Annotated in this window: 14 protein-coding genes, 1 tRNA gene and 2 pseudogenes; 6 read left to right on the top strand and 11 right to left on the bottom strand. The window is 70.1% G+C overall.

What is annotated here, in order from left to right:
• Nucleotides 1–128: 128 nt before the first annotated feature.
• Nucleotides 129–1,652, bottom strand: coding sequence for an MFS transporter (locus AC067Z_RS03930; RefSeq protein ID WP_478787829.1), 1,524 nt, complete (start codon nt 1,650–1,652; stop codon nt 129–131).
• A 258-nt stretch (nt 1,653–1,910) separates the two neighbouring features.
• The gene (locus AC067Z_RS03925) at nt 1,911–2,558 is read right to left on the bottom strand and encodes a TetR/AcrR family transcriptional regulator (RefSeq protein WP_478787828.1); all 648 of its coding nucleotides are present in this window, start codon (nt 2,556–2,558) and stop codon (nt 1,911–1,913) included.
• 353 nt (nt 2,559–2,911) lie between these two features.
• Between AC067Z_RS03925 and AC067Z_RS03920 the strand changes: the two genes are divergently transcribed.
• The gene (locus AC067Z_RS03920) at nt 2,912–4,195 is read left to right on the top strand and encodes a M6 family metalloprotease domain-containing protein (protein ID WP_478787827.1); all 1,284 of its coding nucleotides are present in this window, start codon (nt 2,912–2,914) and stop codon (nt 4,193–4,195) included.
• On the opposite strand, the gene AC067Z_RS03915 is transcribed toward AC067Z_RS03920, so the two are convergent.
• Nucleotides 4,182–5,903: a class I adenylate-forming enzyme family protein gene (locus tag AC067Z_RS03915; RefSeq protein ID WP_478787826.1), complete on the bottom strand. Its 1,722-nt coding sequence runs from the start codon at nt 5,901–5,903 to the stop codon at nt 4,182–4,184. The two genes, AC067Z_RS03920 and AC067Z_RS03915, sit on opposite strands and share 14 nt — an antisense overlap.
• 189 nt (nt 5,904–6,092) lie before the next feature.
• Here AC067Z_RS03915 and AC067Z_RS03910 point away from each other — a divergent pair.
• A tRNA-Arg gene (locus AC067Z_RS03910) sits at nt 6,093–6,165 on the top strand.
• Between the two features lie 71 nt (nt 6,166–6,236).
• Here AC067Z_RS03910 and AC067Z_RS03905 read toward each other — a convergent pair.
• The 3 genes and pseudogenes from AC067Z_RS03905 to AC067Z_RS03895 form a co-directional block, all read right to left on the bottom strand.
• Nucleotides 6,237–6,326 (bottom strand): annotated as a pseudogene (locus tag AC067Z_RS03905) (integrase); the annotation flags it as partial.
• 137 nt (nt 6,327–6,463) lie between these two features.
• The gene (locus AC067Z_RS03900; RefSeq protein ID WP_478787825.1) at nt 6,464–6,985 is read right to left on the bottom strand and encodes a DUF6333 family protein; all 522 of its coding nucleotides are present in this window, start codon (nt 6,983–6,985) and stop codon (nt 6,464–6,466) included.
• A 362-nt stretch (nt 6,986–7,347) separates the two neighbouring features.
• On the bottom strand, nt 7,348–7,926 hold the full coding sequence (locus AC067Z_RS03895) for a dihydrofolate reductase family protein (RefSeq protein WP_478787824.1): 579 nt from the start codon (nt 7,924–7,926) through the stop codon (nt 7,348–7,350).
• Nucleotides 7,927–8,109: 183 nt separating this feature from the next.
• Between AC067Z_RS03895 and AC067Z_RS03890 the strand changes: the two are divergent.
• Both AC067Z_RS03890 and AC067Z_RS03885 read left to right on the top strand, forming a co-directional pair.
• Nucleotides 8,110–8,271, top strand: a pseudogene (locus AC067Z_RS03890) (glyoxalase/bleomycin resistance/dioxygenase family protein); the annotation flags it as partial.
• Between the two features lie 268 nt (nt 8,272–8,539).
• Entirely contained in the window at nt 8,540–10,003 is a 1,464-nt protein-coding gene (locus tag AC067Z_RS03885; RefSeq protein WP_478787823.1) for an MFS transporter, read from the top strand.
• A gap of 53 nt (nt 10,004–10,056) precedes the next feature.
• Here the strand turns inward: AC067Z_RS03885 and AC067Z_RS03880 are convergent, their stop codons facing one another.
• From AC067Z_RS03880 to AC067Z_RS03860, 5 genes are all read right to left on the bottom strand, one after another.
• Nucleotides 10,057–10,488 (bottom strand): SMI1/KNR4 family protein, encoded by a 432-nt coding sequence (locus AC067Z_RS03880; protein ID WP_478787822.1) that lies wholly within the window; start codon nt 10,486–10,488, stop codon nt 10,057–10,059.
• 165 nt (nt 10,489–10,653) lie between these two features.
• Complete coding sequence (locus tag AC067Z_RS03875) at nt 10,654–11,166, bottom strand: hypothetical protein (RefSeq protein ID WP_478787821.1); 513 nt, start codon at nt 11,164–11,166, stop codon at nt 10,654–10,656.
• Nucleotides 11,167–11,399: 233 nt separating this feature from the next.
• The gene (locus tag AC067Z_RS03870) at nt 11,400–12,161 is read right to left on the bottom strand and encodes an adhesin (RefSeq protein ID WP_478787820.1); all 762 of its coding nucleotides are present in this window, start codon (nt 12,159–12,161) and stop codon (nt 11,400–11,402) included.
• A gap of 240 nt (nt 12,162–12,401) precedes the next feature.
• Nucleotides 12,402–14,291 carry an MFS transporter gene (locus AC067Z_RS03865; RefSeq protein WP_478787819.1) on the bottom strand — a complete coding sequence of 630 codons (1,890 nt, stop codon included), beginning with the start codon at nt 14,289–14,291 and terminating at the stop codon, nt 12,402–12,404.
• A 233-nt stretch (nt 14,292–14,524) separates the two neighbouring features.
• Entirely contained in the window at nt 14,525–17,026 is a 2,502-nt protein-coding gene (locus AC067Z_RS03860) for a D-alanyl-D-alanine carboxypeptidase family protein (protein WP_478787818.1), read from the bottom strand.
• 222 nt (nt 17,027–17,248) lie between these two features.
• Between AC067Z_RS03860 and AC067Z_RS03855 the strand changes: the two genes are divergently transcribed.
• A complete protein-coding gene (locus AC067Z_RS03855; RefSeq protein WP_478787817.1) occupies nt 17,249–17,977 on the top strand; it encodes a GOLPH3/VPS74 family protein in 729 nt (242 codons plus the stop codon).
• A 222-nt stretch (nt 17,978–18,199) separates the two neighbouring features.
• Nucleotides 18,200–19,078 carry a helix-turn-helix domain-containing protein gene (locus AC067Z_RS03850; protein WP_478787816.1) on the top strand — a complete coding sequence of 293 codons (879 nt, stop codon included), beginning with the start codon at nt 18,200–18,202 and terminating at the stop codon, nt 19,076–19,078.
• Nucleotides 19,079–19,148 lie beyond the last annotated feature (70 nt).

The raw sequence follows: 19,148 nt of genomic DNA, 5'->3' as shown, positions 1-19,148 counted from the left end.
CCTCACACACGGCAAGGGCCCCGCCCGGGTGATGCACCCGGGCGGGGCCCTTCTCCTTGCGCGCGGCGCACGTGACGTGTGCCGTGCCCTGCACCCTTCGACGGAGCGCCCTCGTTCGGCGCCGACGCTCAGTGCGCGACGACCGGGATCCTCACCTCGTCCTTCACGCCTTCGCCGTCACCCGAGCCGGCAGTGACCGAACCGGCCCCCGGGCGCCCGGTGTTGATGAGCGTCACGGCGATCACGGCCGCAGCTGTCAGGATGCCGACCGCCCACCAGATCGCCGACGAGAAGCCGTGCACCATCGCCTGCAGCTCCAGGAGCTTGGGGTCGGTGGCACCGGCGGCGTGCGAGGCGACGTAGGAGGTCGTGGCGGAAGCGGCGATCGTGTTCAGCAGTGCCGTGCCGATCGCGCCACCGACCTGCTGCGAGGTGTTGACCATCGCGGAGGCGACTCCGGCGTCGGCCGGGTTCACGCCGTGCGTGGACAGCGACATCGCCGGCATGAACGCCGTACCCATGCCGAGGCCGAGCAGCAGCTGCGCCGGCAGGATCAGGCCCGCGTAGGAGGTGTCGATCTCCAGCTGCGTCAGCATCAGCATGCCTGTCGCGGCGACCAGGAAGCCCGGTCCCATCAGCAGGCGGGGCGGCACCCGGGTCATCAGCCGGGCACCGATCTGGGTCGAGCCGGTGATCATGCCAGCGATCATGGGCAGGAACGCGAAGCCCGTCATGACCGGTGAGTAGTCCTTGACCACCTGCAGGTAGAAGGTCAGGAACAGGAAGAGACCGAACATCGCGATGATCGCGAGCCCCAGCGAGAGGTAGACGCCACCGCGGTTGCGCTCGGTCAGGACGCGCAGCGGCAGCAGCGGGGCCTTGACCTTCGCCTCGGTGACAACGAACGCGGCGAGCAGCACCGCGGAGCCGATGAACATGCCCACCGTCAGGCTGTCCGACCAGCCGGCCGACTCGGCGCGGGTGAAGCCGTAGACCAGCGCGACCAGGCCCAGCGTGGACAGGACGACACCGGGAACGTCGAGCGAGGAGCGGTTGCGCGCGCCCTCCGGCTCACGGATCACGAGGTAGGCGCCGACGGCCGCGACGATCGCGAACGGGATGTTGACGAAGAAGGTCCAGCGCCAGTTCAGGTACTCGGTGAGGAAGCCGCCGAGGATGAGGCCAACGGCGCCACCACCACCGGCGATCGCACCGTAGATACCGAAGGCCTTGGCCCGCTCCTTGGCGTCGGTGAACATCACGGCGAGCAGCGACAGAGCGGCGGGGGCGAGCAGCGCACCGAAGGCACCCTGCAGCGCACGGGCGCCGAGCATCATCGCCTCGCCGGTGGCCGCACCACCGAGCGCGGATGCCGCGGCGAAGCCGAGCAGACCCACGACGAAGGTGCGCTTACGGCCCCACAGGTCGGCGATGCGGCCGCCGAAGAGCAGCAGACCACCGAAGGCCAGGGCGTAGGCGGTGATGACCCACTGGCGGTTGGCGTCGGAAATACCCAGGTCCTGCTGGGCGGTGGGCAGCGCGATGTTCACGATCGTCGCGTCGAGCACCACCATCAGCTGGGCGAGGGCGATGAAGACCAGAGCCTTCCATCGACTCGGGTCCGGAAGTGATATGTCGGGCGTTTTCGGCATGGGTCTGGCCACCTAAGGAGTAAGGAGGTCACGCGAAGGGCGCGCAAATGTCGGTAAGAGGCCCGCGCTGCGGAGTCTCGGCATGGAGACCCCCGGGGCCCGCGGAATTCATCGGCCGGATCCGGACCGGCCGTCGCTTTCCGCTGAGGTCACTGCAACCGCTGGAGTCACGACGTGGTCGACGTCTTCGATGTCACTGCAGCCGCTGAGCGGTGTCGGTGGATCGCTTGATCGCTTGATCGCTTGATCGCTACAGCGTCACGAGGCGCTCCGCAGGTCGTCGAGGGTTGCGGCCGCCCCGGGCAGTACGGAGCGCGCGGGCGCTTCGAGGCCGTCCAGGAACAGCTGCAGATGACGGTGGACGAACCGGTCCATGTTCGGGCACGCGGTGCCGGGCAGGGGCCGGGTGAGCTGGGAGAGGGCGACCATCAGGTCTCCGACGGCGACGTCCCCGCGCATCCTGCCCGCCGCCTGCGCCCGCTCGACGAGGCCTTGCACGGCCTCCTCCAGGCGTTCGCGTCCGGCGTGCAGATCCGGGTGGTCGGCGTCGAAGGCCCCCGACAGCATCGGGCACAGCGCACCGATGCGCTCGTCGGCCGCGGCGTGGACGAACCGGCGCAGCGCGGTGAACGGGTCGGCCTCCTCGGCCGTCGCGTTCTGCGCCTGCTCGGTCGTCCGGGACATCACGGAGATGACGACGTCACGGATGAGGACCCCCCGGTCCGGGAAGTGCCGGTAGAGCGTGGCGTTGCCGACGCCCGCGCGGCGGGCGATCTCGTCCAGCGGGACCTCGGGTCCGTACTCGACGAACATCTCGCGCGCGGCCGACACGATCCGCTCGCGGTTCCGCAGGGCATCGGCCCGCGGGCGCGGCGCGCGGCGCGTTTCGGTGGCGGCGGGGCTCACGGCTCCACGTCCTTCCCGGTCGTTCCCGAGGGTGCCTCGGGATTCGTTCTCGTACGTCGGTCTCGTTCTTGGGTCTCGCTTTTCGCTTCCGGTCCGCGGTGACGGGTTCCTGGTGCCGAGTAAGCGGGGAACCCTTCCCCGTTTCATGGAGACACAGGTCCAAACGGGGAAACGATCCCCGGTTATTTCCCGGTTCGAATGTGACCTGCACCACATCTGCGGGATCGAACGTCGGACGCCGGAAATACCCTCGATCGGCCCACCCGACGCGCGCCCCCTCACCTCGCGACACAGGCTGTCGGACAGAGCGCAGCCAGGGCCCGGCCTGCTGCCGCGGAGCCGAAGGCGTACGCATGGAGCAGACCCGCCACCGGATACGCAGACGGAGCAGCCGCCGTCGGCTCGGCGGACTCGCCGCACTCGCCGCGCTCTCTCTCGCCGCACTGGCCACGGCGAGCGGCTCGATATCCGCCCCCACAAGGGCGTCGGCCGGGCCGGTGGCAGTGCCGGACGCAACCGGACTCGGGCCCTGCCGCATACCCTCGGTCGTCGGCGTGCAGATGTCGGAGGGCATGCCCACGCCACCCGGCTACAGCCGCTCCACGGGCGACGTCCGCGCCCTGAACCTGATGATCGACTTCTCGGACGCGGTCGGCGCGGGTTCCGCGCTCGACCGGCTGGCCGAGTTCTTCCCGCAGACCACGGACTGGTTCCGCACCAGCTCCTACGGACGTCTCAGCTACCTGCCCCAGGCCCCGGTGCGCGACTGGCTGCGGATGCCTCTGCCGTTCGCGGCGTACGGGATAGAGCGCGGCTCTCCCTACGAACCCGGCTACCGGCGGCTCGTCGAAGACCTCGTCGAGGTCGCCGACGCGAAGGTCGACTTCAGCGAGTACGACCTGGTCAATGTGCTGGTCACCCCCAACGCCGGCCCCTCGGCCCTGGACACCGTGCTGTCCGTGACGTTCTCCGGCAACAACGAGGCGCCGCACGCGGACGGCGTGCCGCTGGCCAACACGTCCTTCGTCTACAGCCGCCAGGACGACGGCTCCGGCTCGTACAAGGAGACTGGCTACCGCGTCCTGCCGCACGAGAACGGCCATGTCTTCGGACTGCCCGACCTGTACACCGCCGACGGCGGAGGCGCCGTCGGCCACTGGGACATCATGTCCGAGGACTGGGGGGCCAACAACGACCTGCTGGGCTGGCACAAGTGGAAGCTGGGGTGGCTGGACAACGAGCAGATCCGCTGCGCCTCCAACCCCGGCACGACCGAGTACGCGCTCACCCCGCTCGCCACCGCAGGCGGCTCCAAGCTGGCCATCGTGCCGCTGACGGAGGACACCGGCTACGCGGTGGAGGTACGCACCCAGGCCGGCAACGACGACGCCGTGTGCAAACCGGGCGTGCTGATCTACCGGGTGACGTCGAGCGTCGACACCGGCCGCGGCCCGGTGACAGTGGCCGACAGCCAGCAGGACAGCGGCGGCTGCACCCGCGGCCCCAACATCCACGCGGAACTGTCCGACGCGCCCTACCGGCCCGGCCAGTCGTTCACCGACGAGAAGCACGACGTGCGCATTGCCGTGGTCGGCGAGGACGACGGCGTCTACCGCGTGCGGGTCACACGCTCCTGACGTCCCCCATCAGCTCCGGCCCGAGCACACCCCTCAGCTCCCGCTTGAGGATCTTGCCGGTCGGATTGCGGGGCATCGGCTCGTCGCGCAGCACCACGACCGCGGGCACCTTGAACGCGGCGAGCGCCCGGCCCACATGCGCACGCAGCTCCTCGACACCGGCCGTGGCTCCGGGCCGCAGCTGTACGACGGCCGCGACCTCCTCGCCCAACTGCGGGTGCGGCACGCCCAGTACGGCGGCGTCCGCGACATCGGGATGGTCGTGCAGGACGCCCTCGACCTCGACGCAGTACACGTTCTCGCCGCCGCGGATCACCATGTCCTTGAGCCGGTCGACGACGCTGACCCGGCCACCGCGGACGGTCGCGAGATCACCGGTCCTGAACCAGCCCTCGTGGAAGGCGTCCGCGGTCGCCCGCTCGTTGCGCCAGTAGCCGCGCACGAGGGCCTGGCCGCTCAGCCACAGCTCGCCGACCTCGCCCTCGGGCAGCGCCTCGCCGCCCGGCCCGGCGATCCGCACCTCCACGGCGGGCGCGGGCCGGCCCACGCTGCCCGGGTGGGCGCGGTAGCCGTCGCCGAAGTTCGCCAGCACTCCCCCGCTGGTCTCGGTGAGCCCGTAGCCGTTGCGGGGCTCGATCCGGCGGCCGTACGCCGCCGTCAGACGCGCGACGAGATCGGGCGGCGCGGCGGCCCCGCCGGTGCTGAGGTTGGTCAGCGTCCCCAGCCCCGCACCGATCCGCTCGGCGGCATCGAGCAGCTGGAGCGCGGTCGTCGGCACGCCGGAGTAGTGGGTGACCCGGTGCTGCTCGATGAGTGCGAGCGCCTTGTCGGCGTCCCACTTGCGCATCAGGACGAGGGTGCCGCCGACGCCCATCATCGCGTAGAGCGTGGTGAAGGCGGCGACATGGAAGAACGGGAAGGTCATCAGCGTGACCGGGGCCGCACCCTGCCCCGGCACCACCCCGCGCCCGAGCGCGGACGCGGTGGCGTGGTACCGCGGATTGACCGTCGCCCCGGCCTGCGCGAGCTGCGTCGCGACCGCGCCTTTGGAACGGCCGGTGGTCCCGGAGGTGTAGATGATGGTGGCGTCCGCCTCGGCGGCGACATCGACGTCGGGCGGCGCGGCGAGCGGATCGGGGGCGTCGAAATCCTCGTACCGCTCCACACCTTCGGCGACGTCCCCGTCGTGATGGAAGACGACGGTCCGGGCACCGTGGGCGGCCGCCCACTTCTCCACCCGCGGCAGCCGTTCCCCGTCGACGAGCACGACGCGCGGGGTGCAGTCGTCGAGGGCGTACGCCAGCTCCTCCTCGGTCCACCAGGCATTGAGGGGAACGGCGACGAGCCCGGCCAACTGGGTTGCCCAGAAGGCGATCTGCCACTCGGGGTGATTGCGCATCGCGACGGCGGCGCGGTCGCCGGGGCGCAGCCCGTAGACGTCGACGAACCGGCACGCGAGCGCGGAGGCGGCGGCGAAGAACTCCCCGTACGTGTAGGACGCGTCCTCGCCGATCAGGAACGGCCGCTCCCCGAAGGCCCAGGTGGTCTCGACGAACTCCCGCAGGGTCCGCGGCCCCGTCTCGTACTGCAGCACGCCGTCCGCCCCCCGCACGACGGCGAAGGGCGCTCCGGGCGCGGTGAGGCCGATCCGAACGGGATCGGAAGCCTCGGACGTCTCGGACGCCTCGGACGTCTCGGGGTGCGTCACGGATCGCCCCTCTCTAAGCGCTTGCTCAGTACGCCCGCGACGCTATGCGCCGTCCCGCCGACCGTCAAGGCCGCGGTTCCAGCCCTCGTGGCGCCGTACGTGAGCTGGGCAAACGGGAATCCCGCCAGGCCGGAGAGCTTATCCGCTAGGCTAGGCGCCGGATCTCTCAGAGATCCGCACGTTCGCCTCGCCTTCGTAGCTCAGGGGATAGAGCACCGCTCTCCTAAAGCGGGTGTCGCAGGTTCGAATCCTGCCGGGGGCACAAGCGCAAAGGGCATCTGCTGAATTCAGTGGATGCCCTTTGGCATTCACGGCTGACGTCAGCGCCGGCCGTCACCCACTCCTCCCGGGCCGCCGCTTGAGCAGCCGGCCCATGTGACCGATGGCCCCGCGCTGCGTGTCCTGGACGATGTGCGTGTACACACGGTCCTGCCGGGGTGGCGCGCTCAGCGCAAGGTCAGCGGGACCAGTGCGGGTCGCGCCCGGTGAACGCGAGGAGCCTCTCCGCGCGGGTCGCGCCCTCCGGAACGGCCGGCGGTGGCGCGTACTTCCCGAACGAGTCACGAACGAAGTCGACGATCCTCGACGCGATGTCTTCCAGTGCCTCGGCCATCTCCGGGCCAGCCGCAGGCATGGAACATGGTGCCGTCCGGCAGCCACACGAGGTCTTCGGTGTGTTCGGCGCCGCAGCGCACCTCTACCCGGCCCACGATCCGTGCGTCGGGGAAGCGCTCCCGCAGCCGAGTGGCCTCCGCCAGAAGCGGCATGTCGTTGCCGTCGTCCGCGAACGCCGGATCGGAGATCGACACGAGGTTCCCCCATGCCCCCGCCTGCACGAGGTCCAGGTCAGCTCTCGTGGCGACCGTAATCGTCTCGCTCTGCTTACGGAGGCCGAGGTCTTCGATCACGTAGTCGATCGTGCCCAGGGAGCGAGCGAACTCCGCGGCGCACTCCGGGTCGTTGGGCGGAAGGTCCTCGACCTCGACCGTGAACGGCGGGTGCAAGACGGTCAGTTCATAGCGGACGCCGCTGCCATGGGTTATGCGGTCGGGCGCGAAGCTCCAGAAGCCGGCGTCAGACATGCCCGTCACCGTAACGGCTTCCCGATCTCCTCAAGGTGCACTCGCCCGCGCCGAGCCCGGACCGCTACGCGTGGTTCCAACACGCGCTTGGCCGCACAGGCGCTCCCGGTATGTGCGCTGACCTCTTGAGCCTGTCATCGTCTGCCGAAACTTGAGAGCCGGTCCGTGATTCAGATGGGGAGTGCCCGGATCGGGCTCAGCGGACGATGGACCGTCCGCACAAGACCCACGGCTACCGCACCCCAGGCGTACGGCATGCCGCCCCGACGGCGCCGGGGCCGCTGAGGTGGCCGCTGCGATGTCCGGGGCCGTGGACGTCGATACCCGGCCCGAGGCTTGATGGGGCGGGTGCATGGATGGACTCAGACATGCAAAGTGGGCCGGTAGATGAGCTCTTGGATGTGGCCGTCGAGCGTCCGGCGCTCGATCAACTCGAGGTCGAAGTCGGCCGCACCCTGGAAGATCGGGTCCAGCCCGGTCTGACCGGTGATCACAGGGAAGAGCGTCACCTGGACGCGGTCGACCAGACCGGCGGCCATCAGCGCCCGGTTCATCGACAGGCTGCCGTGGGAGCGCAACGGCACTTCGGACTCCTCCTTGAGCCGAGCGACGACGTCGACGGCGTCGCCGCTCACGACGTTGGCATCCGGCCAGTCGAGGGATCCTTCCAGCGTGGTCGACACCACCGTTGCCGGCAGGCTCCTCATCCGTGTGACCCATGGGTCACGCACCTCGGACTCCTCGGTGCTCGCTGCCAGCATCCGCGCGAACGCCCGATACGTGTTGGCCCCGAAGACCATCCGCTGCTCCTCGCCGTACAGGGCGAGGCGGTGGTCGAGGAGCTCGGGGCCTTGCTTGCCCCAGTAGCCGGTCCAGTTGCCGCCGGCGGCGCCGAAGCCGTCGAGACTGGAAAAGACGTCGAATGTATAGGTGGCGGACATGATGCTCTCCTCGAGTGCGGTTGATCGCGTGTGTGGATTGGCCCTGCGACTGTGTGAGGCACGGTGGCTCGACTCGCTAGCGCCTGGCACGATCCCGTCCGTGACGGAATACACGATCAGCACTGCCAGCGGCAACGACTGGCCCGCACTACGGCAGAGCGAGTTCGCTGCCGTCCTCCAGCCGTGACCGGCCCCGGCAAGGAGCCGTGGGAGGTGTACGTCGTCAAGGCCGACGCCGACACCCTCGGAAAGAGCGGCGACAGCGCATCGGAAGCCTGCTGCACCTCAGCAGACCGGAACAGTGGGCCCGCCCGGACCTCGGCAGGATGCACGTGTGGCACCTGACCACCGCTGCACCGAGCAGCAGGTACGCGATGGCATCCACGGCTGACATCAACACGGTTGGACAGGGGCGGCACTGAACGGCGGTACCGGCAGGGCCCGCCAGGGAGCTGCCGGTTGCCCCTGCAGCAATCCCGGGTGTTGATGACGGGGCGGGGACAGCGAGCTGTATAGGGTCTTGGCGAGTGTCTGCTCCCGGCGAGGACCTCCCCCGGCTGAACGTCCCGCAGACCGTATGCGCAGACCTGACCGATCACCAGGAGTGCTGCCGTTGCGCCCCATCGAGACGTCGTCCGCGTCAGGCAGTCTGGGGTGGAACCGCGACACCGCGACACTGGCACTGCTGTCCTTCGCCATGCTGATCGTCTCGCTCGACCAGTACATCGTGGTCGTGGCGCTCCCCGACATCGCGCGCGACCTCGGGTACTCGGCGCAGACCCTCCAGTCGGTCATCATCGCCTACGCAGTGGTCTCGGCCGGCTTCCTGCTGTTCGGCGGGCGCGCAGGCGACCTGCTCGGACGTCGCCGCATTCTGGCCACCGGCCTCGGCCTCTACGCGGGCGCGTCGCTCGCGGGCGGATTCGCGACCGGGCGCGAGATGCTGCTGGTCGCCCGCGCCGTCCAAGGTCTCGGCGGAGCACTCGTCTTCCCCACCACTCTGGCGCTCATCAACACCACGTTCGCGGAAGGCCGGATGCGCAATCGCGCTTTGGGGGTGTGGGGCGGTGCCGGCGCTGCGGGACTCGTGATCGGTGTGCTGCTCGGCGGCATTCTGACGCAGGCGTTCGGCTGGGAAGCGGTGTTCCTGGTCAACGTCGTCCTGGCCGGGCCTGCGCTGCTGCTTGCCTTCGTGCTCATCCCCCCGGACGGCGCGCGCGAGAGGGGCCGCAAGTTCGATCTGCCCGGTGCGCTCAGCGTCACTCTGGGCGTCACGTTGATCGTGTTCGCTCTGGTGCAGGGTCCCGGATTGGGCTGGCTCTCGCCCGCCATCCTGGTCAGCGCGATTGCGGGCGTACTGCTGATCGGAGTCTTCGCCGTCGTCGAGCGGCGCAGCGACGACCCGCTCATGCCGCCCCGGCTGCTCGCCAACCGCAACCTGATCACCGGCGTCGTCATCGCGTTCATGTTCATGGCGACCTTCGGCTCGGTGCTCTACTTCCTGTCCATCTACTTCCAGGAGATCCTGGGCTACGACGCCTTGCAGACCGGCGCCGGCTTTCTCATCCCCACGGCGGTGGTCGTCGCCGGCTCCACAACGGCAGGCCAGTTGGTGACGAGGTTCGGCCTCCGGGTCACGCTGGTCGTCGCCCTCGCCGTCGGTGCGCTCGGCGCGGTGGGACTCGGCCTCGCCATCTCGCCGGACGGCGCGTACGCCGAACTGATCCCCGGTCTGGTAGCGCTCAGCGTCGGTGACGGCGTGGTCTTCACCGCCATGTTCATCGCCGCCGCCAGCGGAATCTCCGACCGCGAACAGGGGATCGCCTCAGGTATCGCGTCCACCGGCTCCGGAGTGGGCGCAGCTGTCGGACTCGCCGTCCTCGTTCTGGTGGCGACCGCGGGGCTCGACGACCTCTCGGGTGAACAGCTTCGTATCGCCACCGCCAACGGGATCAGCACGGCCTTGTTCGTCATCGCGGGCGGGATCACGCTGACGCTCCTCGTCGCCCTGACCCGGTGCCCGACACCGACCGGGCCGGTCCCCTCCCCCGTGCCCTACCAGACCCGCCGCTGCTGAGAGTGGTCGCGAACCCTGCCTCGATGGGGCGAGGACCGCTCGTTCCCGAGTGGTCATCGCCACCAGTCGCCGGTATCCGCGAGGGAGCGGTGCAGGTAGTCCTCCAACTCCCCCGCAGCCCACAGCCGACTGTCGGTCTCGTGGTCCCAGACGAAGATGTCCGGACGCTCGGGCGTGAGCACGAAGGCGAACTGGTCGCCCCCGCAGTTGTCGCCGAAGAACAGCAGCGGATCGAAGGGCATGTACAGGCCGGGGAACATATCGGGGGACCAGAACAGCAGGTTCTGCTCCACGATCCGATCCAGGGACCAAACGACGTCAGTGCCGTACTCCCCCACGATCCCGTTGGTTTCCCTCAGCAGAGCAGTCAGCGGCAACGGCAAGCGCCGGCCGAGTCGCCGTTCCGCCTCAGCCAGAGCGGTCGCGTCGACGGGTGCCCGGAACTCGACGTCAGGCAGGGCGCCGGCAGCAGCTTCTTTCCACATGGGCGGCAGCGTAGGCGGAAGGCCTGACAGCCCAAGGCACAGGCGCAAACCGTCACAGCGCACGCAGCTACAGCCGCAGCCACAGCCACAGCCGTCGGCCGTCGGCGCGCTCGGCGTGAGGTGGTCACCGGGAACGCGGCCGCCGCCTGAGGGAGGCCGGGGTCGTCACCAGCACCCGTCGTAGCCGTCACCACCACCGCCGCCGTGGCCACCGCCGCCGTGACGGCCGTCGTAAGAACCGCCGCCGTACCCCGCGTACGGGTCGTACGGGTCGTAGGGGTCGTACGGGTCCTCGTAGCAGGGGTCGTGGTCCTGCCAGAAGTCCGTCGGGAGCGCCGTCACCGACGGCAACGGCAGGGAGGGGGACGACGACGGGGAGGGGGACGACGTCCGGGTGGGCTTCGGCTTCTCCGTCGCGAGCGGGCGCGGGGCCTTCGGGCGCGGGGCCGGGGACGCCTTCGTGGGCGACGGGGACGGGGACGGCGAGGCGCTCGGGACGGTCGGGTTGATCAGGTTCGCCCGGCCGCCCAGTTCGACGTCCACAGGGGCGGGCGCCGGGTCGCCCACCGCACTGCCGCTGCTGCCGACGAGCAGCGTCACGCTCGTCACCAGCGCGCCGAGGGAGAGTACGACTCCCGTGCCCAGCGCGGCCCTTCCGATCCCGGAAGGCAGGGCCACACGGCCCGCGATCGTCCAGCCCCGGCCGCACCGCCGATGCCGGCCCCGTATGCGTACTGCCCGCACCCCGCACTCCTCAGAAAGCGTTCCCGGGTGCGCACCGGTGTGCGCCCCCCACATCCCTCGCAAAGCATGGCGACACTCTGCAGCAATGGCATACCTGCCGGTAGCTGTCGCGGCGCAGCATTTCCGAAATTCCCACAAGTTACCGGGAGTTCGATGCGTCGAATGCCTCAGGCGCGGCATTCCGCGCGCATCTGTGCCGCCGCGTGGTGCGACCCGCCGCGCTCGCCACCCCAGTCCTGGCCGCGGTCGACGAGCTGCACCGTCACCTGCTGGTCGTGCACGGGGACCTTCTCCACGACAATTCCGCTGCCGCGCAGTGACGTCTGGTCGATCTCGAACGTCTTCACCGCGCTGTCCGGGTCGTCCGGGTCCTTGAGCACGTTGTACGTCGTCGGGTTGCCCGCCACGTCCTCGACGCGGTCGCTCTCGGGGACGACGACAGCCACCGAGCAGGTCCGGTAGCCGCTGCCCACGTACCAGGACCATGTCGCCCTGCCGTCGCCGTCCTTGACCGGGGAACCGGACATCGGGACGGCGGTGAAGCTGCCGTCGCAGCCGTCGCCCTCGTGGCCTCCGGAGCCGACGGTGTACCAGCCGTCGTCGCCGTCGCTGAAACGGCCGTCCTCCTCGTAGCGCCCGCCCCCGGTACAGCCGGGTCCCGCCCAGGCCGCGTACGCAGGACCCTTGGGCCGCCCCGGCGGCTGCGCGCGCGACGGGGGCTTGGGGGTCGGACGGTCCAGGGAGCGGGACGGGGACGGCAGCGGCGAGGGCAGCGCGCCGGGCACGTCCGAGGGCCTGATGCGCGTGGGCGCCCCGCCCGGGCGGCCCAGGTCGTCGTCCTGACCGCCCAAGCCGGAGGTCTGCCTGTCTGCGGGGTCCGCGTCATCCCCCAGCGGGCCGCACGCCGGGACGGCCAGCACCAGGGTCATCAGTAAGACCGCCCCTGCCGGCAGCCCTTTTCCGGTACGGGAGGATCCCCGTGCCGTCCGGCGCGGCTCACCGCATCGGCGGCAACTCCTTCCTCGCAGGAGTCCCGCGCCGTCACCGTCACACCGTCCGCACACCATGTCGCACCGAACCCCGTAGACCGACTGAGCGGTATGGAAAGCGGGTCCACTATGCATCAGCGAAACGGGCCGCATAAGTGTTAACGCGGGTAAGAATGCGGCCTAGCGGAATTCGTCGGGACACGGTGTCCCGCGCGGGAGTTGATAAGGGGCGGCGAGCCGGTAAACGCCCGCGCGGGGTGCGAGCAGCTCGGTCCACTCGTCGCCCTGATCGTCCTCCTCGGCCTTCAGCAGGCAGCCGTTGACGTTGTCGAAGGTCTTCGGGCCGTCCTCGCGCAGCTGGGACTCCGCCGTCTCCTTCGGGCCCGCCACGCTTCTCCCGTCCTCGTCGACGATGCTGAGCCACGGCGAGTAGGGGACGCGGATCAGCACCCGGCCGGCGGACTTCACCCGGATCGTCAGCTCACCCGCGCCCGCGTGGTCGACCGTGGCCGGCGGGTCCGCGAGCGGCATCGGGTCCTTCACGGCGAACAGCTGCCAGTTGGCGTCGCCCCACACCCGGTGCAGATACGGCTGCCCCTCGCGGACCAGAGCCGCCTCCTGCACGGCGCCGCTGGAGTCGGGGCGGCCCTGTGGCAGCACGACGTAGTGCACCGCCCACCGGTCGAGCCATGCGCGGTAGGTCGCGGAGGTGAGGACGTTGTCCTCGTCGTAGAAGAGCGGATTGCGCTTCATGTCCGCCTGGCGGTTCCAGCCGCGGGCGAGATTGACGTACGGCGCGAGCGCCGACGCCTCACGGTGGCTGCTCGCCGGGACCACCTCGACCCGGCCTCGTTCGGCGCCGACCCTCTGGAGCCGGTCGACGAGGGGGGCGAGCTCCCGGTTCCAGGACGCGGTCGGAGCCGTGCGGACGATGTCGTCGACGCCCTTGAAACCGATCCAGAAGTTCAGCCCGGCGAAGGCGATCACCAGGGCGTACCACCTGCGCGAGCGCGGCCGGGTGTAGGGCAGCGCCGCGAGCAGGACGACGCCCGCGAACAGCATGGGCAGCCGGGACACGTTCGACCCGATCTGCGAGTCGATCAGCCAGGTCAGCAACGTGCCGAGCGCGTACACCGCCGCGCCCGTACGGACCGTGCGCCAGTCCTTGGGCACGAGAACGAGGACGAGGACCCCGAACACGAAGGGCAGCGACGTCGACAGGAGGGACATCGGCTGCGTACCGGAGAACGGGAACAACCAGGCGGACAGCGCGACGACCACGAGCGGGGCCAGACCCACCGCGTACGCGCCGGGCCGGCGGCCGTTCAGGAACAGCGCCGCGGCGACCACCCCGAGGAAGAGGCCGGCAACCGGGCTCGCCGCCGTCGCGAGCCCCGCGAGCGGTGCGGCAACGGCCGCCTTCGCCCAGCGGTTGTGCCGCCAGGGGTGCGGCCAGCAGAACACCGCGCCTACGGCGGCGAGCGCGAACATCATGCCGAGACCGAACGTGACCCGGCCGGACAGCGCGTTGCACAGGAACGCGAACACACCGGCGAGCGCGCAGGCCACCGGATTGCGGACCGCCCGCACGCGCACGAGGATCAGTGCCGTCAGGGCGGCCGAGACCGTCCCCGCGACGATCATCGTCGTCCGCACTCCGAGCACGGACATCAGGTACGGGGAGACGACGCTGTACGAGACGGGGTGCATCCCGCCGTACCAGGCGAGGTTGTACGCGGAGTCGGGGTGCCGCCCGACGAACTCGGCCCAGGCGTCCTGGGCCGCGATGTCACCGCCGCTGTTCGCGAAGAAGAAGAACCACAGCAGATGCACGAACGCGGACAGTGCCGTGGCGAGGGCAACGGGGTGTCGGGCGAGACGGTCGCCGAGAACAGCCGTGACGCGCGCGCCGGTTCCGCCCTGCGGCAGGTCCGACGGTATTCGCGGGGCGATGACCGACCCGCCCGTGGCGGGCGCTGCGCTGCCGGTGGCCGTGCCGGTGCCGGAGCCCCTGGCGGGGCCGGTGACGGTGCTGCTGCGGTCCGCCCGTGTCGGCTCAGCGGTGGTCACTGCGGCTCTCCCCGTTCTGTCCTGACTGCCGTCGTCCCCGGGCCTGCTGTGTTCTGTATGTCAAGGACGCTGTCCCGGCGCCCCGCAGTTGCCTCGGGACGCTAACACGCGGGCGCCCCGGTGGGCCGGGACGCCCGCGTGCTCACGAATCCGTGGGGTGAATCCGCCGGATCAGGGCCGGGCTGACCCCTGGTAGGCCTAGTCCGCCCAGGTCCTGTCCGCCCGGACAGGACCTAGCCGAGGCGGGTCAGTTTGTCACCGAATCCGGGCTCGACGAGGTCCTCCTGAAGCGCGACGGGAACGCTGACCGCGCCTGCTCCCGAACCGGCGGTCAGACTGCCGACGACCGCGCCCGCCTTCGCAGTGTGCGACAGCGTCTTGCCGCCGTCGGTCAGCCCGGACTCGACCTTCAGGCCGGGCCAGCCGGTGATCGTCATCTCCTCGGTCGTCACGAGCGGCGTGCGGCCGCCGACGCCGTCGTCGACATAGCCGACGACCTGGCCCTTCTTGACGACCGTCTTCGACTCCAGCACCTCGCGGGTCGCGATCAGCACAGCCTCGCTGGCCTCGTTCACCGCCTTGAGGATGGGCACCTTGTGCTGGCTGAGGACCGCGCCGACGATCGTCTGCGTCGTGCCGCCGATGTCCTTGTACGCGGCGAACAGCAGATTGCCGCCGGCCTTGGTGGTCGAGCCGGTCTTGATGCCGATCGCGCCGTTCCCCGGCATGAGGGTGTTGTAGTTGCTGTGGCGCTTGCCGGACGGGTCGTACCACTCCTGCGCGCGCGTGATGTCCACCATGGCCTTGTTCTTCACCAGGGCCTGGCCCAGCTTCACCTGGTCGGCAGCGGTGGAGACCGTGGTCGCGTCGAGGCCCGACGGGTCGGTGTACTTCGTGTTCGTCATCCCGAGCTCCTTCGCGGTGTCGTTCATCTTCTTGACGAACGCCTCCTCGGAGCCCGCGTCCCAGCGCGCGAGCAGCCGCGCGACGTTGTTCGCGGAGGGGATCATGACCGCGCTGAGGGCGTCGCGCTCGGAGATCGTTTCGCCCTCCTTGATGGTGTTGAGGGTCGACTCGTCGTTGGTCTCGTCGTACCCGCCCTCCTTCTCGGCCAGGGCGTCGACGGGGATGGACGCGCCGTCCTCGCCCCTCTTGAAGGGGTGGTCGCGCATGATGATGTACGCGGTCATCGTCTTGGTCACGCTGGCGATCGGTACGGGCTTTTCCTCGCCGAACTCACCGACGACGCCCAGCCCGGACACGGTGATCTGGCCCTGACCCTTCTCCGGCCACGGGAGCGACGGATTGCCGCCGTCGAACGTGTACTCCGCGTCGGCGGTGAGCGTCAGCTCCGGTTCGGGCAGCGGACGAAATGCCTGTACGACCGCAAAGACGATCACGAGCAGGACGGCGAGCGGGGTCCAGATCTTGATCCGCCGCACGACCGTGCGGACCGGGGTCTGAGGGGGCGGTGGGGTGTTCGTCAGCTCGGCCAGCAGGTCGAGCGGGGGCAGCGGCGGCATGGGCTGCTGCTTGGTGCGCTCGGCCTCGGTCAGCGAGGGCGGGGCGGCGGGTGCCGCGGCAGGTACGGGAGCGGGAGCCGGGCTCTTGGCCTGCGGCTTCCCAGTCGCGCCGCCCGCTCGTACGTCGTCGCGCCGCAGCGGCACGAACGTGCTGGTGCGCTCGGAGTCGGACTCCGGCTCGGCGGCGGGCTTCGGCAGCGGGGGCAGCTTCAGCGCCGTGGTGGGCTGATCGACGACGGGCCGGCGCAGCGCCTTGAAGGTGGTGGTCGGCTGATCGACGACGGGACGCCCGGCGGGCGCAGCTTCGCTCTTCGCACCTGCAGATCCGTCGGCGGAGGCTTCGCCGCGGGTCGAGGGGACGTCGGTCGCCGGGGCACCGGACGCCTCCGCCGTGGCGGAGGGAGCGGTGTCGTTCGCGGGGGCGTCCACCTCCGGCTCGGCGGAGTCGGAGGAGTCGGCGGCATCGCCGCGCCCGTCGGCCTCCGGCTCGCCGGAGTCCGCGGAGGAGTCAGCGGCCCGGTCGGGCTCACCGGCCGAAGCCGAGCTGGTGTCCGCTTCCGGTGTCTCCACGACGGCGTCGGGCGCCTCGGGTGCCGGCTCCTCGGTGCTGGAGTCGTTCTCCGGAACCTCGGAATCGGGCTCAGCAGGCTCGTCGTCCGCGGACGACGACGTACGCTCCGGCTCCTCGTCGGAGGCCCGGTCCTCGGGCTCCGCGTCGGGGACGCCCTCGTCGGCGCTGCCGGCTTCGGCCGCGGCCGCCTCGTCGGCCGACGACGAGTCCTGGCCGGCGTCCTCGTCCGCGTCCTGGTCGGCGTCCTGGTCCGCCTGAGCGTCCGGGGAGTCGTCCGCAGTGGCCACCCACGCCGCCACCGCCGCCCGAAGGCGCGCGTCGTTGCCGGAGGCACCGGGTGGTGCCTCCGGGGCGTCGGCAGCGGCGTCGGCCGCCTCTGCGGGGGCGTCGGTGACCGGGGCCGTACGGCTCGCGGGCGCGGGCTTCGCCGTGTCCCGCTTCGGCAGCGTCCGGAAGACCGCCGTCCGTTCGTCCGACGCCGGTTCCGACGACCGTTCCGAGGGTTCCGCGGGATCCGGGGAACCCTCGCGGAACATGGCGAGCCGCGGGTCGCGTTCGCCCTCAGTCGTCTCCCCCGACGACCTCCGCTGCTCCGACTTGTCGGGGGACTCGCCCGCCACCGTGCCTCCTCCATGAGTCATGTGCCATGCGCCATGCGTATGTGTTGTCGAGTGTCACTACGCGCGCCGACGGCCGATCGCTCGCAGTGTCCGAAGCATCTACCAGTGTCCTGTGTGAGCGCTTGGCTCCCGTGCTAGACGAGAACGACATACCTATCGGTTCCCTAACAAAGCACCCAGGCGCTCTCGACAGACCAATGTGAGAGGGGTCACCCTGTCATTCATCCACGCGGGGAGGCATGGATGGGCAGGAGCCGCAGAACACTTCCGGAGGAGCTTCTGCTGCTCGCTCTGGACCCGACCACGGGTACCACAGCGCAGCCGCAGTCGCTCGACCTCGGCCTGGCCGGGGCACAGCTAGTAGAGCTGGCTCTGGCAGGACGGATAGCCCCAGACGGGGATCGTATCGCCGTGGTGATGCCACGGCCGACAGGAGATCCGACTTTGGACTCCGCACTGGAACTGCTGCGCAGACGTGGCAGTCCGGTACGGGCGGTCCACTGGATCGGCGGGCCCCGACTGGGGCTGCGCCAGATTTACCTCTCGCATCTGGAGCGGTGCGGCATGGTTCATGCCGTGGCGGGTCAGATGTGCGGAGTGCTGCCGACGACTCGCTACCAGGCGACGGACACGGCTATCAGCCGGGACATCAGGGCCCGGCTGGACAGTGCGATCCGCACCGGCGTACCGCCGGACCCGCGGACCGCGGCGCTCGCTGCGCTGGCCCACGCGGTCGGACTCGGCAAGCACCTGTATCCCGGGAACGAAGGGCGTTCCTCGCGGTCCCGGCTACGGGATCTCATCAGGCACGACCCGATGGGCGGCCTCGTGGCGCACGCCGTGATGGACGTCCAGAACGGTGTGGCGGCCCAGCCGCGCCGTAGCCAGCCGGCGGCCGGCAGCGGCCGTCAGCCGGGGCCGGTACCGATGCAGCCACGCCGTAGCGGCATGGCACGCGTCGCCGCGCACTGAGCACAGCACCGACGCCGCACCACCGAGTACGGCAGTACACCGCACCACCGCCGCACCGACGTCCCCATGACCCGGTCCGGGAGCCGCAAAGAGCACGCGGGGCAGCTTCATTGCTGCCTCGCGTGTTCGCGTTGTGGCCATTTTGCAGCGCAGGAAGGACCATTGGTGGCAGTCTGCTGAGCAGTAGATACGCAGAGCAACGCAGTCGGAGGTGCAGTTTCCGTGGCGTCCAACGTCAATCCCACCGTGAGGAGACGCCGATTGGGCCAGGAGCTGCGTCGGCTCCGGGAGCTCAAGGGCATGACGGCCGAGGAGGTCGCGGAGCGCCTGCTCGTGTCCCAGTCCAAGATCAGCCGACTGGAGAACGGCCGCCGTTCCATCAGCCAGCGCGATGTCCGCGACCTGTGCGGGGTCTACGAGGTCGAGGACCACCGCATCGTCGACTCGCTGATGCAGATGGCCAAGGACTCCCGGCAGCAGGGCTGGTGGCATGCGTTCGGCGACATCCCGTACAGCGTCTACATCGGACTGGAGACCGACGCGGCCAGCCTTCGGGTGTACGAGCCCCAGGTCGTGCCCGGTCTGCTGCAGACACGGCAGTACGCCGAGGCGCTCATCGCCGGGGCGCTTCCGGAGAGCGGGACCACCGACGTCGAGAAACGGGTCAGCGTCCGGCTGCGCCGGCAGGAGCGCATCAGGGACGACGAGCATCCGCTGCGCCTGTGGGCCGTGATCGACGAGGCCGCACTGCGCCGCCGGGTCGGTGACAAGCAGCTGATGCGCGAGCAGTTGGAGCATCTGGTGGAGCTGTCGCAGCAGCCGCATGTGACGGTGCAGGTGCTGCCGTTCGAGATGGGTGCGCATCCGGGGATCAACGGGCAGTACGCGATCCTCGAGTTCCCCGACGCGTCGGACTCGAGCGTCGTCTACATCGAGGGCGTCACCAGCGACCTGTACCTGGAGAAGGCGAACGATGTCCAGAAGTACAGCGTCATGTACGAACATCTGCGGGCCCAGGCGCTGAACGTGGACCAGACGCGGCAGTTCATCGCGTCCATCGCAAAGGAGTACGCGCAGGACTCGGGAGAGTTCTCCGACTGAGGGCGCCGCACAGTACACCACAGGCCCCATGCGACGGAAGAGTCGCCTGGTATATGCCATCCGGTCGAGT

Source organism: Streptomyces sp. NPDC043812, from assembly GCF_056436245.1.
This window is presented reverse-complemented; position numbering and strand designations above follow the sequence as displayed.